Origin of the sequence: Streptomyces sp. NBC_00620 (assembly GCF_026341825.1) — a bacterium.
Taxonomy (GTDB): domain Bacteria; phylum Actinomycetota; class Actinomycetes; order Streptomycetales; family Streptomycetaceae; genus Streptomyces.
The window spans coordinates 1,458,029-1,471,643 of sequence record NZ_JAPENY010000003.1; the positions used below are offsets into that span (position 1 = coordinate 1,458,029).

Annotated in this window: 13 protein-coding genes; 4 read left to right on the plus strand and 9 right to left on the minus strand. The window is 73.1% G+C overall.

Going from position 1 to position 13,615, the window contains the following annotated elements; all coding sequences use genetic code 11:
- Positions 1 to 84 precede the first annotated feature (84 nt).
- Positions 85 to 2,169 carry a phage holin family protein gene (locus OG246_RS37705; RefSeq protein ID WP_266473427.1) on the minus strand — a complete coding sequence of 695 codons (2,085 nt, stop codon included), beginning with the start codon at positions 2,167 to 2,169 and terminating at the stop codon, positions 85 to 87.
- A 111-nt stretch (positions 2,170 to 2,280) separates the two neighbouring features.
- On the minus strand, positions 2,281 to 2,748 hold the full coding sequence (locus OG246_RS37710; protein WP_266473428.1) for a hypothetical protein: 468 nt from the start codon (positions 2,746 to 2,748) through the stop codon (positions 2,281 to 2,283).
- 86 nt (positions 2,749 to 2,834) lie between these two features.
- Between OG246_RS37710 and OG246_RS37715 the strand changes: the two genes are divergently transcribed.
- Both OG246_RS37715 and OG246_RS37720 read left to right on the plus strand, forming a co-directional pair.
- Positions 2,835 to 3,608 (plus strand): MBL fold metallo-hydrolase, encoded by a 774-nt coding sequence (locus OG246_RS37715; RefSeq protein WP_266473430.1) that lies wholly within the window; start codon positions 2,835 to 2,837, stop codon positions 3,606 to 3,608.
- A 61-nt stretch (positions 3,609 to 3,669) separates the two neighbouring features.
- Positions 3,670 to 4,293, plus strand: a complete 624-nt coding sequence (locus tag OG246_RS37720; protein ID WP_266473433.1) for a DedA family protein — start codon at positions 3,670 to 3,672, stop codon at positions 4,291 to 4,293.
- A gap of 73 nt (positions 4,294 to 4,366) precedes the next feature.
- Here OG246_RS37720 and OG246_RS37725 read toward each other — a convergent pair whose 3' ends face one another.
- The 4 genes from OG246_RS37725 to OG246_RS37740 all read right to left on the minus strand — a co-directional run bounded on the left by OG246_RS37725 (position 4,367) and on the right by OG246_RS37740 (position 8,559).
- Positions 4,367 to 5,455 carry an MBL fold metallo-hydrolase gene (locus OG246_RS37725; protein ID WP_266473436.1) on the minus strand — a complete coding sequence of 363 codons (1,089 nt, stop codon included), beginning with the start codon at positions 5,453 to 5,455 and terminating at the stop codon, positions 4,367 to 4,369.
- A complete protein-coding gene (locus OG246_RS37730; RefSeq protein ID WP_266473438.1) occupies positions 5,452 to 6,699 on the minus strand; it encodes an aminotransferase class I/II-fold pyridoxal phosphate-dependent enzyme in 1,248 nt (415 codons plus the stop codon). The genes OG246_RS37725 and OG246_RS37730 overlap by 4 nt, the downstream gene beginning before the upstream one ends.
- A gap of 284 nt (positions 6,700 to 6,983) precedes the next feature.
- Complete coding sequence (locus tag OG246_RS37735) at positions 6,984 to 7,697, minus strand: hypothetical protein (protein ID WP_266473440.1); 714 nt, start codon at positions 7,695 to 7,697, stop codon at positions 6,984 to 6,986.
- Between the two features lie 145 nt (positions 7,698 to 7,842).
- The gene (locus OG246_RS37740; protein WP_266473441.1) at positions 7,843 to 8,559 is read right to left on the minus strand and encodes an ANTAR domain-containing response regulator; all 717 of its coding nucleotides are present in this window, start codon (positions 8,557 to 8,559) and stop codon (positions 7,843 to 7,845) included.
- Between the two features lie 113 nt (positions 8,560 to 8,672).
- On the opposite strand from OG246_RS37740, the gene OG246_RS37745 reads away from it, so the two are divergent.
- Positions 8,673 to 9,887: a PAS domain-containing protein gene (locus OG246_RS37745; RefSeq protein ID WP_266473443.1), complete on the plus strand. Its 1,215-nt coding sequence runs from the start codon at positions 8,673 to 8,675 to the stop codon at positions 9,885 to 9,887.
- Positions 9,888 to 9,913: 26 nt separating this feature from the next.
- On the opposite strand, the gene OG246_RS37750 is transcribed toward OG246_RS37745, so the two are convergent.
- Entirely contained in the window at positions 9,914 to 10,708 is a 795-nt protein-coding gene (locus OG246_RS37750) for an RNA polymerase sigma factor SigF (RefSeq protein ID WP_266473446.1), read from the minus strand.
- Between the two features lie 295 nt (positions 10,709 to 11,003).
- Between OG246_RS37750 and OG246_RS37755 the strand changes: the two genes are divergently transcribed.
- Entirely contained in the window at positions 11,004 to 11,447 is a 444-nt protein-coding gene (locus tag OG246_RS37755; protein ID WP_266473448.1) for a CBS domain-containing protein, read from the plus strand.
- Positions 11,448 to 11,476: 29 nt separating this feature from the next.
- On the opposite strand, the gene OG246_RS37760 is transcribed toward OG246_RS37755, so the two are convergent.
- Positions 11,477 to 11,710 carry a DUF6158 family protein gene (locus tag OG246_RS37760; RefSeq protein WP_266473450.1) on the minus strand — a complete coding sequence of 78 codons (234 nt, stop codon included), beginning with the start codon at positions 11,708 to 11,710 and terminating at the stop codon, positions 11,477 to 11,479.
- A 162-nt stretch (positions 11,711 to 11,872) separates the two neighbouring features.
- Positions 11,873 to 13,492, minus strand: a complete 1,620-nt coding sequence (locus tag OG246_RS37765) for an ATP-binding cassette domain-containing protein (RefSeq protein WP_266473452.1) — start codon at positions 13,490 to 13,492, stop codon at positions 11,873 to 11,875.
- Between the last annotated feature and the right edge of the window lie 123 nt (positions 13,493 to 13,615).

A 13,615-nucleotide genomic window follows, 5' to 3' on the forward strand; every position in this document is an offset into this window, starting at 1 on the left:
GTCCGATGCGGCCAGTGTGTGCGCGGGAGCCGCCTACCGCAGCCCATTTTCCGGCGCGCCCAGGCGCGTGCCCCTGGCGCGTGACTACGCGGCCCGCTCGTCCGACCGTGCAGTCACCGGCACTTGAGGCCCGTCGCACTCGCCCAGCCACCGCCGCAGTACGTGGTGCACCTCCTCCGCGCCGACCAGTTCGGCGCCGTCCTCGACCGGCGCGGACAGCGCGAGGGGCGACAGCAGGAAGGGCCGTCCCTGGGCGCCGCCGAGTCCGCCGTGCGAGCCGATCTGCTCCTCGAAGGCGAGGACTTCGCCCTCCTCGGGGTCGTACCAGGAGTTGACCATGATGTCCGCGACGTGCGGGAAGGAGTGCGTCCGCCGTACGGCGTCGGCGGCGCCGGGGCCGAAGTCGGCCAGCGGGCCCGGGTGTTCGTCGTCGAGCTCGTCCACCGGAACCTCCGCTCCGTGCGCGCCGAGGACGAGCCCGCCGTGCTCCTCGCTGCGTACGAGCACGAAGCCGACGCCGGGATGGTTGGCGAGCGTGGAGAGCAGCGCGGGATGGCGCCGGTCGATCTCCTCGCGGCTCATCCGGTGCGGCACGTCGGGAAAGGAGACGAGTCCGAGGTTCCCGGAGGCCAGCACGATGGGCTCGGAGCGGCGCGCGGGCCGGTGCTGCTCGCCGCCCTCCTCGACGGGCCTGCGCAGCGCCGCCCGCACCGCCGCCCGGGCCTCGGCGCCACTGTGGGTGCGGCGTGCCTTGCGCGGCACGGGCAGCCCGCAGCCGGCCCGGACGAGGTTGCCGAGGCTGAGCCCGTAGCGGGTCAGGAAGGTCTCGCCGGGGCTCTGGCCGTGGTCGGAGAGCAGCACGATCCGGTAGGGCCTGGGCGCGTGCTCGGCGACCTTCGCGATCAGCGCGAGCGAGCGGTCGAGCCGAGCGAGGACCTTCTCGGTGTCCCGGCCGCGCGGGCCGGAGTGGTGTGCCACTTCGTCGTACGCCACCAGGTCCGCGTAGACCGAGTTGCGCCCGGCGAGCATGTCGCCGATCACCGCGGCGACGACGACGTCACGCTCGATGACGGTCGCGAAGGCGCGGATGAAGGGGTACAGCCCGCCGCGTTTGACGCGCGGCCGCTGCTTCCTGGCACGGCACCGGGTGGACTGCCCGATCTCCCGGAAGACCTCGGCGACGAAGGACATGGCGGTGCGGACGGCGTTGGCGGGGTCGATGAAGTACGTGAAGTAGCCCGCCCGGTCGCGGTTCTCCTTCCCCCTCCTGGCGGCCATGGACAGCACGAGGGCCAGCTGGTCGGCGCCGCCGCTGAACAGGTTGCCGCGGCTGGCGCCGTCGACGGTGAGCAGTCCTCCGTCGCCGGTGTACTCGATGGCCCGGCGCTGGAGTTCGGCGGCGCTGCTGGGCCGGTTGCAGACCATGACCTCCTGGCTGTCCTTCTCGTACCAACGGAAGGCCGGGACGTCGTGGTTACTGCCGTGCAGGATGCCGAGCTGGCTGGCGCCGGTCTGGCTGGACCAGTCGGTGCGCCAGGCGGTGAGCCGGTGGGTGGGTCGCGCTCTCGCCCCGCCGCCGCCCAGCCACTGGGCCACGGTCGGCATGAGTCCCTTGCCGACCGCCTCCTCCAGTACCTCGTGGCCCACGCCGTCGAGCTGGAGGAAGACGGCGCCGGGGGTCGATGGGCCGGCCTGTCCGGGGGCGCGCCTGCGGCGCCGGTCGGCGAGCCGGTACAGCCTGCGCCGGTAGGCGTCGTCGTCCCGTACGGCGAGGGCACCACCGGTGGCCGAGGCGACGGCGGACATCACGGCGGCGACGACCACCGCGGTCTCGGGGGCGGCCTCGCCCTGCCCGGAGGGGTTGATCCGCAGGGCGATCAGCAGCAGGGACCCGTTGAGGAAGAAGACGAGCAGCCCGAGCACGAGCGCGGGCACCAGGAGCAGCGCCCTGACGAGCAGCGGCCACACCAGCGAGGACAGCAGACCGAAGACGGCCGCGCCGACCCCGGCGGTGACGCCGATCCGCGTGGCGCTGTCACCGGTCTCCGACTGCAGCTTGAAGTCGGGCAGCACACCGGCGAGAACGAGCATCGTGACCGTGGACACGGCCCACACCGCGATACTCCGCCACACCGCGCTGAGGACCCGCCGCCAACGCCCTCCACCCACGCCCTGTCCACCTCACGTCCCGGCCCGCCCGGTCCGCGAGGCCTGCTCCCACCCTGTCACAACGGGTGGGCGGAGCCGGTTGTCCCCCGGTCACAGTTCCAGGTCAGCGGCTCAGCGGCCGTCGTACCCCGCGGTCGGCATCGACAGGCGGCGGTGGACCCGGGCCTTCATCTGGGCGTCGTACGAGGGTTCCGCGCAGCCGACCGTCTCGACCCGTACGCCACGGCGTACGCACTCGGCGGTGAACTCGTCGACGGAGGCGAGGGCGCGCTCCAGGACGCGGTGGCTGGGCGCGACGAATAAGTCGACGAGGCCCGCCTCGACATCGGCCCACAGGGTGCGGTGGTCGGGGCGCAGTCCTCGTACGAGGAGTTCCCGTGTGACGACATAGCCGTGTTCGGCGGCCCAGCGGGCGCACATCGCGTGCTGGCTGCGGGAGTCCACCAGGAAGGGGTCCGCGTCCAGTTCCTCCAGGGGCGTCAGGCTCGCGATCGCCGTGACGCGCAGCGATGTCGGCCCCTGCGGGCCGGGCGGGCACCTGAGGGCGTGGGTGCCGGTGGCACCGCGCACTTCTCCCATGGCGTCCCCCCTCACCTCCGGGTTTCGTCCGCCGACCATACTCCTGCCCGTAGGCTCGGGGGGAGTCGCGCGAGGGAGGCAAAGAAGTGCCGGTGGAGATCACCTGGTGGGGGCACGCCACCTGCACGCTGGAGGACTCCGGCACACGCGTGCTCACGGACCCGCTCTTCGCGCGCCGGCTCGCGCACCTCCGGCGCAGGCGCGGGGCGCCGCCCCCTCCCGAGGCGGCGGTGGCCGACGTCGCGCTGGTCTCGCATCTGCACTCCGACCATCTGCATCTGCCCTCGCTGGCGCGGCTCGCGCCGGGCACACGCGTGCTCGTGCCCCGGGGCGCGCCGCGTGCGGTGCCCGCCCTGCGCAGGCTGGACCATCTGCGGCTCACCGAGGTGGCGCCCGGCGACCGGACGGACGTCGGCGCCCTGGTCGTACGCACCGTGTCGGCGCGCCATGACGGGCGGCGGCTGCCGCTCGGTCCGCACCGGGCGCCCGCCCTGGGGTTCGTGGTCGAGGGCGAGGCCCGCACGTACTTCGCCGGGGACACCGGGCTGTTCGACTCGATGGCCGAGGAGGTCGGGCCGGTCGACGTGGCTCTGTTGCCGGTCGGCGGATGGGGTCCGTATCTCGGGGAAGAACATCTGGACGCGGGGCGCGCGGCAGAGGCGCTCGCCCGGCTGATGCCCCGGAGCGCTGTGCCGGTGCACTACGGCACGTACTGGCCGATCGGAATGGACGCTGTGCGCCCCCATGAATTCCACGCGCCGGGTGAGGAGTTCGTGCGCCTCGCCGCCGAGCGCGCGCCTCAGGTCGCGGTGCACCGGCTCGGACACGGCGAGAGCGTACGGCCGGAGGTCGCGAAGTGACGCCCCTGTCCGCCGCGGCCTCAGGGGCCGCGAGCCTGTCCGTGCGTCCGGCGGTGGTCCGGTGAGTTTCCTGGCCGCGGCCTCGACCACGGCGCCGGAGTCCACGCAGCAGGCGATCGGGTATCCGACGCTCTTCCTGCTGGTACTGATCGGCGCGCTGGTGCCGGTGGTGCCGACGGGTGCGCTGGTGAGTTCGGCGGCCGTGGTGGCCTTTCATCAGACGGCGCCGTTCGCGCTGCTGCTGGTCTTCGTGGTGGCGGCGCTCGCGGCGTTCCTCGGCGACGTCTCGCTGTACTGGCTGGGGCAGCGCGGGATGCGCTCCAAGAACGGCTCGCGCTGGCTGGAGGCCCTCCGCGCCCGCGCCCCCGAGGACCGCCTCACCCGGGCGCAGGAGAAACTCGGCGACCACGGCATCGCCGTACTCGTCCTCTCGCGCCTCGTCCCGGCCGGCCGCATTCCGGTGATGCTCGCCTGCCTGCTGGCGAAGATGCCCCTGCGCACCTTCGCCCGCGGCGACATCCCCGCCTGCCTGGCCTGGGCGGTGACCTACCAGCTCATCGGCATCCTCGGCGGCTCCCTCTTCAACGAGCCCTGGGAGGGTGTGGTGGCGGCGGTGGTCCTGACGGTGGTGATCAGCCTGGCGCCGAGTGTGTGGCGCCGGATGCGCAGAACGGCCCCCCAGTAGGGCGTAGCCCTATGGGGGCGCGGGGAACTGCGCGAGCAACCCAGAACAGCCCGCAGTCACCCAACAACCGGAATCACCCCAGAACCCGGGACCCCCCCACCGGCAGATCCCAAAGGTCCTCCCGATCCAACCCCGCCTTCTCCCAGGCCGCCCGGACCCGGGTCAGCGGTTCGAGAACCGGCTCGGCGGAGAGAACGAAGGTGCCCCAGTGCATGGGCGCCATCCGCCGGGCCCCCAGATCGACGGCGGCTCGAACGGCCTCGTCCGGGTCGCAGTGGACGTCACTCAGCCACCACCGGGGGTCATACGCACCGATGGGAAGCAGCGCGAGGTCGATGCCCGGGTAGCGCAGCCCGATCTGGGCGAACCAGTGGCCGTACCCCGTGTCGCCCGCGAAGTACACGCGCTGTCCGTCGGAGGCGGTGAGGACCCAGCCGCCCCAGAGGGTGCGGCAGGTGTCGGTGAGGCTGCGCTTGGACCAGTGATGGGCAGGCACGAAGTCGAAGCGGACGCCGCCCAGTTCGGCCGCTTCCCACCAGTCCAGCTCGGTGACCTGGGTGAACCGGCGGCGCCTGAACCAGCGCGCGAGGCCCGCCGGTACGAACACCGGTGTGTCGCGCGGGAGCCGGCGCAGGGTCGGCGCGTCCAGGTGGTCGTAGTGGTTGTGGCTGATGACGACCGCGTCGACGCGCGGCAGCGCGCTCCAGGCCACGCCGACGGGTGTGATCCGGGCCGGGGTGCCGAGGATCTTGCGGGACCAGACCGGGTCGGTGAGGACGGTGAGCCCGCCGACGCGGATCACCCAACTCGCGTGCCCCGCCCAGGAGACGGCGACGGTGTGCACGCCCGCCTGCGGCAGCGGCCCCGGTTCGAACGGCAGCGCCGGGATGTCGGCGAGACCGTCGGGCCCCGGCCGCAGCGCGCCCTCGCGGGCGAACCGCGCGAAGGCCCGCAGCCCCGGCAGCGGCGCCGTCAGCCGGTCCGCGAAGGTCCGCGGCCAGACACGCTTCTCGCCGAGCGGACGGGGCTCGGCGAGCGGGAGGAGCGGAGACAGGGCCCCGGTCGGTGCCGGGGCCGACGAGGACGCCGGTTCGTCCGCGTCCTGTGTGGTCGTGGTGGTGGACCTGCTCGTGCTCGTGGTCGACTCGGACTGCTGCGTCATCGAGGAGGCTCCCATCGCTGAGCGTCATCTCGGAGATCGTCGAAGGCCGACCCCAACAGGGCCAACGCGCGTTGCACATGCGGCAGTTCCAACGGCGAGGGTGACGTGAGGCATTCCGCCCGCTCTTCATCCGTCCGGCCGAGCAGCGGCCCGGTGGCCAGCCGCACCCGGAGCGCCGCGAGTTCGTCGCCGAACCGGTGGCCGCCCGGCGCGGGCAGGCCGAGCCGGGCGGTGAGGAAGTCCTCCAGGTCCTGTGCGTCGCCGACCCCGTGCGCGCCGAGTGCGGAGCGCAGCGGGCCGAGGTCCACGTACAGGTGTCTGCCGGCCCGCGGAGGTCGCGCGAGGGCGCCCGAGCCGACCACCGCGTGGTGCACGGCGGTGGCCACGCGCGCGTGGAGGCGTACGGAGGCCGCGAGCCGCCCGGTGATCCCGTCGCCCTCGCCGAGCGCGTACGCGGCCGCCGCGGCGACCGGTTCGGCGACCCGGGCGCCGAGCACGGTGAGCACGTCGAGGACACGGGAGCGCAGCCGGACACCGGAGTCGTTGTCGGTGAAGCGGGCGACGGCGGCGGGCCAGCCCTGCGGCAGGAAGGGGCCGGCGAGGTCCGTGAGGACGGTGACCTCGCCGGGGAGCATCTCGGCGGGGCTGAGCAGCACGGTGTCGTGCGGCTGGTGCAGGGTGTCGCGCCAGGTCTCGTCGCTGACGATGTGCAGTCCCTCGCTCACCGCGGCCTCGACGGTCTCGTGGACCACTTCGGGGGGCGCGACGGTGGCGGTGGGATCGTCGGCGACGGAGAGGACGAGCAGCCGCGGGTCGCCGCCTTCGGCGCGCACTCTGCGCACGGTCTCCAGGAGGGCGTACGGATCCGGTACGCCGCCGCACTCCGCGGGCGTCGCCACATGGAACACGGATCTTCCCAGCAGGCGTGCCTGCGGCGCCCACCACGCGGCGCACGGGCGCGGCACCAGGACGTCGCCGCCGAGCGCGCCGGTCAGCGCGAGGAGCAGCGCGGGGGCGCCTGGGGCGGCGGCCACCCGGTCGGGTGCGGTGGTCAGTCCGCGCCGGGACCAGTAGTCGCAGGCCGCGTTCAGGATCTCCGGTCCGCCGCCCGAGGGCTCGGCGTGGGCCCGGTCCGCGGCGGCGGCGAGCACGGCGCGCAGCTCCGGCAGCACCGGCAGCCCCTGATCGGGAAGCGGCGGCCCGTAGCGGACGGGCCCATGCCCTTCCGGATCCGTCCGCCGCATTGGTGCCTCCGCGCAGTCCGTGGTGCAGTGCCGTGCTCGGGGCAGGTGGCCCGGTGACCGGTCCCGGCCTTCGGCTCCAGGGCCGGTGACCCCGTCGCCCGTAACGCTCAGCCCGAGCCGCCGGTGCCATCCCCGGTTCCGGGGTCTCCGTCTGCGTACAGCTTCCTCTGCTCCTGTCTCACAACTCGTCCAGCTCCGCTCGATCTCGTCCAGTCCCGCTCGAGCCCCTGTCCCTCTGTACCCGGGGTCTTGTCACCCCACGGGCGGTTGCCTCCGTCGCGGCGTCAGCTGTCCGCCGACGCGTCCTTGTTCCGCAGGCGGTACACGGCCGCGCCCAGCGCGCCGGTGATCAGGGCGCCGCCGGCGATCAGGGCCGGGAGGGAGTCGGTGAAGGCGCCGCCCTCGCCGGCTCGGACGCCGCGCTGGACCGGGGCGGGGCGCTCCACGGTGCCGCGGGCGGTGGCGGTGCCACGGGCCACGGTGTACTTGGCGGTCCACTGTTTCTCGCGGCCGCCGGGTGCCACGGGGCACACGCCGTCGACGCCCCACTCGTTCTCGGGGCCCACGGCGGCGCCGCCGTCGGGGCCTGCGTCGGAGCCGCCCGAGCCGGGGCCCACTGCGGCGCCGCCCGAGTCGGGGTTCTCGCCGGGCGGGATACGGGCCGTACCGCTGTACGCGGCCGCCGCCGCCACGCTTCCGTCGTTGCCCGCGCCCCCGTCGCTGCCCGGGCCCCCGTCGCTGCCCGGGCCCCCGTCGTTGCCCGCGACCCGGCGCAGCTGGACCTTGCCCTCCTCGAAGCCCTGCGAGATGGCGTCGATGAAGTCGGGCGGGGCTCCGCCGATCGCGTCGCAGGTGACGGAGATGGTGACGGTGCCGCCGGGCTCGACGGAGCCCGGGGTGACCTCCGCGGCCGGATCCGCGGACGCGGCCGAGGCGGCGGCCCCGAGGGCGATGCCGGCCAGGGCGGTGGCGGACAGGACACGGGCGGTACGGCGCATGGTCTTGGCTCCTTCGGCGGGGCGCGGAAGGGGGCACGGCCGTCGTGCCCCCGGAGCCCATCACAGCCCGCCGGGGCGCCGGGCGCCCGCCGCCGGGCACCATTCGCGCTACCCGCACCGCCGGGTGGGTGACGGTGCGGGGCCGTCAGTTGTGGAGCGAGACCAGTTCCGTCTCCAGGCCGCGGCCGCGCTTGTCCACGACGGCCGCCGCGACCTCGGACAGTTTGCGGTTGGTGCCCTGGGAGATCCGGCGCAGCACCCCGAAGGCGGTGTCCGCGTCGCAGCCCAGTACATGCATGACGATGCCGCAGGCCTGGTCGACGATGGGCCGGGAGCGCAGTGCGGCACCCAGCTGGTCGACCTCGGTGAGCGCGGCCCGGTAGGAGCGGTCGCGGACCAGGCAGCTCGCGGCGAGGTCGCCGAGCGCGCGGGCGGGGCCGTGCGGGGCGTCCTCCAGGGCGCCGGGGCGGAAGCTGTAGAGGCTGAGGGTCACGGTCAGCCCGGAGCGCCGGAAGGGGATGGTGACGCTGGAGCGCACGCCCGCGTCGAGGGCCATGGCGCGGTACTCCGGCCAGCGCTCGTCGCTGAGCAGGTCCGCCGAGTCGACGGGCGCACCGCGTTCCAGTGCGGCCGGGATCGGTCCGTCGCCGGAGCGCAGCTGCACCGAGACGAGTCCGGCGAGGTCGGGGTGGGTGACCGCGGCGGGCCGTTCCGGGCCGCCTTCGGCCATCATGCTGCTGGCGCCGCAGCAGTCGGTGGTGCAGCGGGCGGCCTGCTCGACGAGTTCCGACAGCCTCCTGCCGGGGTGCGCGGACTCGGGTGATTCCGTTCCCAGATGGCCGAGTTGCTCGGATTCCGGCATGGTTCACTCCTTCGTCTTCTCGTCGCCTTCCCGCTCGCCTGCGTGGAAAACTGGTTCTGTGGGTTCCACCCCCCGCCGCACCCGGAACCTCAGGTTCGGGTTACGTTCATCGCATGGCGGAGACGGACGAATTCGGTGAAGAACTCGCGGATTTCGTGCGCCGTGTCGCGGAGTTGAAGTCGGCACGGTCCGTGCCCGCCGACGAGCTTCCGACGGTGCTCGACGCGGCCATCTTCGAACTGGACCATGTGGCCGACCAGTTGTGGCCGAGGTTCCAGCGGCTGTCCTCCGACGGTCCGTCCGGCATCGCCTCGACCGACCGCCAGGAGCAGCAGCTTCTCAAGGCACTTTTCCAGCGGGTGCCGGTGCCGGTCGCGCTGGTGGACCGCGAGACGGTGGTGCGCAGGCTGAACTTCGCGGCGGCTTCCTTCACCGGTGTCCGGGCCGGCTATGCGACGGGCCGGCCGCTGACCGGGTTCCTCGCGCACGCCGACCGTGCCGCGTTCCGCTCCCAGGCGGCGGCGGTGGCACGCGGCGACGGCGACCGGAGTCTCACCGTGCACCTCCAGCAGCAGCCCTCGGCGCCCGTACGCGCGACCCTCACCGCGCTGCGGCCGAGCGGCGAACCGCGGTCCGCCGTCCTCGTCGTACTGCAGCCCGCGGATTCCCGGGTGCCGTCGGGCGCGAACACTCCGGGCCCGGCGCCGAACCTCACCGAGACCACCCGGCACACGGTGCTGATGGACCTGGTGGACGCCATGACCACGACGCTGCTGAGCGCCCCGGGCGAGGGCCGGTCCGCGGTTCCCGAACGGGCGGCCGAGGTGCTTCACGAGCGGTTCGCGGACTGGGTGGTGGTGGACACCGGGGCCGCGCGCCTGTCCCGTACGACCGTCCTGGGACCGTCGGACACCACGGGACCGCCGGGCGCCCCGGGGCTGTCGGACACCCCCGGACCGTCGGACATCCAGGGACCGTCGGAAGGCCGGCGGCCATCGGCGTACGCCGAGGTGGTCGCGGCTCTGGCCGCGCAGGATCCCGCCGCGTGCCCCCTCGTCGTCGAGGCGGCACGCGGCGGTTCCACGGCCCTGCAGGTGCGTCCCGAGGACCCGGACGTCTTCGGCCGGGACACCTCGGGCGACCCCTTCCTCGTACGCGCCAATGTGACGTCGCTGCTCTGCGTGCCCCTGACCACCGCGTCCGGACCCGTGCGGGGGGTCCTCACACTGTTCAGGAGCGGCGGCCGGCTGGCGTTCTCGATGGCCGAGGCGCAGGCGATGGACATGATGTCCCGTCATATCGCCCTGGCGATGGCGCGGTTGAACTAGCGCCCCTGCTCACTGGGCCGCATCTGTTAGGCCGCGTCGCGCATGACCTGGTCGCGCAGTCGGTCGCAGCAGCGGCTGATCAGCCGGGAGACGTGCATCTGTGAGATGCCGAGCTCCTCGGCGATGCTGCTCTGGGTCATGTCGCCGAAGAACCGCATGTAGAGGATGGCGCGTTCACGCTCGGGCAGGGCGCGCAGCCGGGGCTTGACGGCCTCGCGGTCGATGACGGTGTCCAGTGCCGGGTCGGCCGAGCCGAGGGAGTCGCTGAGCGAGTAGCCGTCCTCGCTGCCCGGGAACTCGGCGTCGAGGGAGAGCGCGGTGAAGCTCTCCAGGGCCTCCATGCCGGTCCGGACGTCCTCCTCGCTCATCCGGGCGTGCTCGGCGACCTCGGCGACGGTGGGCCTGCGGCCCGTGATGGTTCCCGCCAGATCCTGGTTCGCGGACCGCACGCGGTTGCGCAGATCCTGGACGCGGCGCGGTACGTGCAGGGTCCACATGTGATCGCGGAAGTGCCGCTTGATCTCACCGGTGATGGTCGGCACGGCGTAGCTCTCGAAGGCGTTGCCGAGCTCGGGGTCGTAGCGGTGAACGGCCTTGACCAGGCCGAGTGCCGCGACCTGGCGCAGGTCGTCGAAGCTCTCGCCACGGTTGCGGAACCGTCCCGCGATCCGTTCGGCCATCGGCAGCCAGGCTTCGACGATCTCCTCGCGGAGTGTGTCGCGCTCTCGGCCGGGGGGAAGCGTGGCGAGCCTGCGGAATGACCCCGCGGTGTCGGGGGCGTCGTCGTACGGATGGCGCTTCGCGCTCGCTCGAGTTCGCATGATGCGTCGCAACTCCCTTACAGGTGCCCTGGGTTGGACAGTCACCGTGGGAGTGCATCCGTACGCCGGACAGGCACACCCGGGGCGCGTGACACACCGCTCCCACGGACGTGCCTCCTGTCCGAAGCACTGATACTGCGCCTGCCCCGGCGTATGCGGAACAAACACTCAAGAGCCCGGCAAGGAAGCCGAAGGCAAAGCATGGGCGCCCGGCTCACGGGTACCCCGGGCCTCGTCACACCGGCGTACCCGCACCCCCGCAGCCGGAGAACGCAGGAAGGCAGGCCAAGCAGCCATGTCAGATTTCGTCAGGGAAGTCATGACTCCGGGCGTCGTCGCGGTCCGCCCGGACGCCTCGCTCGTGGAGGCCGCGCAGCTGATGCGCGCCCAGGGCACCGGCGGGGTCCTGGTGGTCGGCCACCACCGGGTGATCGGGGTCCTCACCGACCGTGACATCGCGCTGCGTGCCGTCGCCGACGGTGCCGATCCGCTGACCGTGAGCGCCGAGGCCGTGTGCACCCGCGATCCGGTGGTGATCGGCCCGGAGGAGGCCGTGTCGGCCGCGGCGAAGCTGATGCGCGACCACGCGGTACACCGGCTCCCGGTCGTCGAGGACGGCAGGCCGGTGGGGATGGTCAGCCTCGGGGACCTCGCGGTGGCGGCGGACCCGGGCCCGCGGAGCGCACCGATGTACGCGCACGACCGGTGGCAAGGGCCCCCGACCACCCCTGAGGGCTGACCTGTTCGGCCTTCGGCAACAGGCTCGGGTCACTCCCCGGCAGGGCCCCGCTCGCGGGCTCCCTCACGCGTCCGGCCCGCGGTGATCGGGCGGCGCGGGTGGCGGCGCAGGTACTCGCCCTCCAGTCGCGCCATGCGGTCGTTGTGGGTCCGCAGCGCGTCGTTCGAACCGTGCAGCAGCGTGTCGTGGCGCGTGCGGTGGATCGTCTCCAGCTCTTTCATCAGCTGCTGGTCGTCCAGCCGGTCCGGGTCGACTCCGGTCATGGTGGTACCCCGCTCGTCGTGGCCTTCGGCGCGGTCCGGAGACCCGCCCGGCGAGCTTGCCCCGAGCGGCGTCCGGGAGGGAGCCGTGGATCCCGCCGTCTCCCTCCACTCTACGAACATCCGGGGCCCCGGTCCTCCGGACCCGACCCCTGATTCCAGGCGCTACCGGGCCCGCTCCACGCGCCGCTCGTCCCAGACCGGCTCCTGGGTCTCGCGCACCCGGCCGTCGGAGCCGAAGACCAGGTACCGGTCGAAGGAGCGCGCGAACCAGCGGTCGTGGGTGACCGCGAGGACCGTCCCCTCGTACGCCTCCAGGCCCTCCTGGAGAGCCTCCGCGGAGTCCAGGTCGAGGTTGTCGGTCGGCTCGTCGAGGAGCAGGGCCGTGGAGCCCGCCAGCTCGAGCAGGAGGATCTGGAAACGGGCCTGCTGGCCGCCGGAGAGCTTCTCGAAACGCTGCTCGGCCTGCGCGGTCAGCTCGTAGCGGCGCAGTCGGGACATGGCGGCGCCGCGGTCCTGGGCGTGCTCGCTCCACAGGATGTCGAGCAGCGCCCGGCCCTCGAGCTCCGGGTGGGCGTGCGTCTGCGCGAAGTGGCCCGCCACGACGCGGGCGCCGAGCTTCCACTCCCCCGTGTGCGCGACGGTGTCGCCGGCGAGCAGCCGCAGGAAGTGCGACTTCCCCGAGCCGTTGGAGCCGAGGACTGCGACCCGTTCGCCGTAGAAGACCTCAAGGTCGAAGGGGTTCATCAGGCCGGTCAGCTCAAGTCCCTTGCAGGTGACGGCCCGTACGCCGGTACGCCCGCCGTGCAGCCGCATCTTGATGTCCTGCTCGCGCGGCGGCTCCGGAGGCGGCCCGGCCTCCTCGAACTTCCGCAGCCTGGTCTGCGCGGCCTGGTAGCGGGACGCCAGCTCATGGCTGATGGAAGCCGCCTGACGCAGATTCAGTACCAGCTTCTTCAACTGGGCGTGCTTCTCGTCCCAGCGCCTGCGCAGCTCCTCGAACCGGGCGAACCGCTCCCGCCGCGCCTCGTGGTACGTCGCGAAACCGCCGCCGTGCACCCAGGCGTCCGCTCCTGCGGGGCTGGGCTCGACGCTGACGATCTTCTCGGCGGCGCGGGCCAGCAGCTCCCGGTCGTGGGAGACGAACAGGACGGTCTTGCGGGTCTCCTTGAGCCGCTCCTCCAGCCAGCGCTTTCCGGGTACGTCGAGATAGTTGTCCGGCTCGTCCAGGAGCAGCACCTCGTCGGTGCCGCGCAGCAGGGCTTCGAGCACGAGCCGCTTCTGCTCACCGCCGGAGAGCGTTCGCACCTGGCGCCACTGCGCCTTCTCGTACGGGATGCCGAGCGCGGCCACGGTGCACATGTCCCAGAGGGTCTCCGACTCGTATCCGCGCACCTCGGCCCAGTCGGACAGCGCCTGCGCGTACCCGAGCTGCGCGGCCTCGTCGTCGACGGTCATCATCGCGTGCTCGGCCGCGTCCACGGCCTTCGCGGCCTGCTGGATCCGGTGCGGTGCCACGGACACGAGCAGTTCCCGTACGGTCGTCTCGTCCCGTACGGATCCCACGAACTGGCGCATCACTCCCAGGCCGCCCCCTACGGTGACGGTCCCCCCGTGCGCCTTCAGCTCCCCCGAGATCAGCCGCAGCAGCGTCGTCTTCCCGGCCCCGTTGGGCCCGACCAGGGCGACGACGGCCCCTTCCCCCACCCGAAACGACACATCGCCGAGCAGCGCCCTCCCGTCGGGAAGGTAGTACTCAAGATGTGCGGCTTCGAGGTGTCCCATGGGGGTGCATTCTCCGGGGACGGGCCGTACTGGGCAAACGCGTTTCTTCGCCCCCTCCGCCCCTGCCCGTCCCGTACCTGGGGGCTGCCGCCCCCAGACCCCCGCATCGCGCTGACGCGCTCG

What these genes read in the sequence shown, in the direction of transcription:
- OG246_RS37710 (WP_266473428.1), bottom strand. Translation starts at nt 2,748, where the DNA reads ATGGGAGAAGTGCGCGGTGCCACCGGCACCCACGCCCTCAGGTGCCCG.
- OG246_RS37725 (WP_266473436.1), bottom strand. Translation starts at nt 5,455, where the DNA reads ATGACGCAGCAGTCCGAGTCGACCACGAGCACGAGCAGGTCCACCACC.
- OG246_RS37730 (WP_266473438.1), bottom strand. Translation starts at nt 6,699, where the DNA reads ATGCGGCGGACGGATCCGGAAGGGCATGGGCCCGTCCGCTACGGGCCG.
- OG246_RS37735 (WP_266473440.1), bottom strand. Translation starts at nt 7,697, where the DNA reads ATGCGCCGTACCGCCCGTGTCCTGTCCGCCACCGCCCTGGCCGGCATC.
- OG246_RS37740 (WP_266473441.1), bottom strand. Translation starts at nt 8,559, where the DNA reads ATGCCGGAATCCGAGCAACTCGGCCATCTGGGAACGGAATCACCCGAG.
- OG246_RS37745 (WP_266473443.1), top strand. Translation starts at nt 8,673, where the DNA reads ATGGCGGAGACGGACGAATTCGGTGAAGAACTCGCGGATTTCGTGCGC.
- OG246_RS37750 (WP_266473446.1), bottom strand. Translation starts at nt 10,708, where the DNA reads ATGCGAACTCGAGCGAGCGCGAAGCGCCATCCGTACGACGACGCCCCC.
- OG246_RS37755 (WP_266473448.1), top strand. Translation starts at nt 11,004, where the DNA reads ATGTCAGATTTCGTCAGGGAAGTCATGACTCCGGGCGTCGTCGCGGTC.
- OG246_RS37760 (WP_266473450.1), bottom strand. Translation starts at nt 11,710, where the DNA reads ATGACCGGAGTCGACCCGGACCGGCTGGACGACCAGCAGCTGATGAAA.
- OG246_RS37765 (WP_266473452.1), bottom strand. Translation starts at nt 13,492, where the DNA reads ATGGGACACCTCGAAGCCGCACATCTTGAGTACTACCTTCCCGACGGG.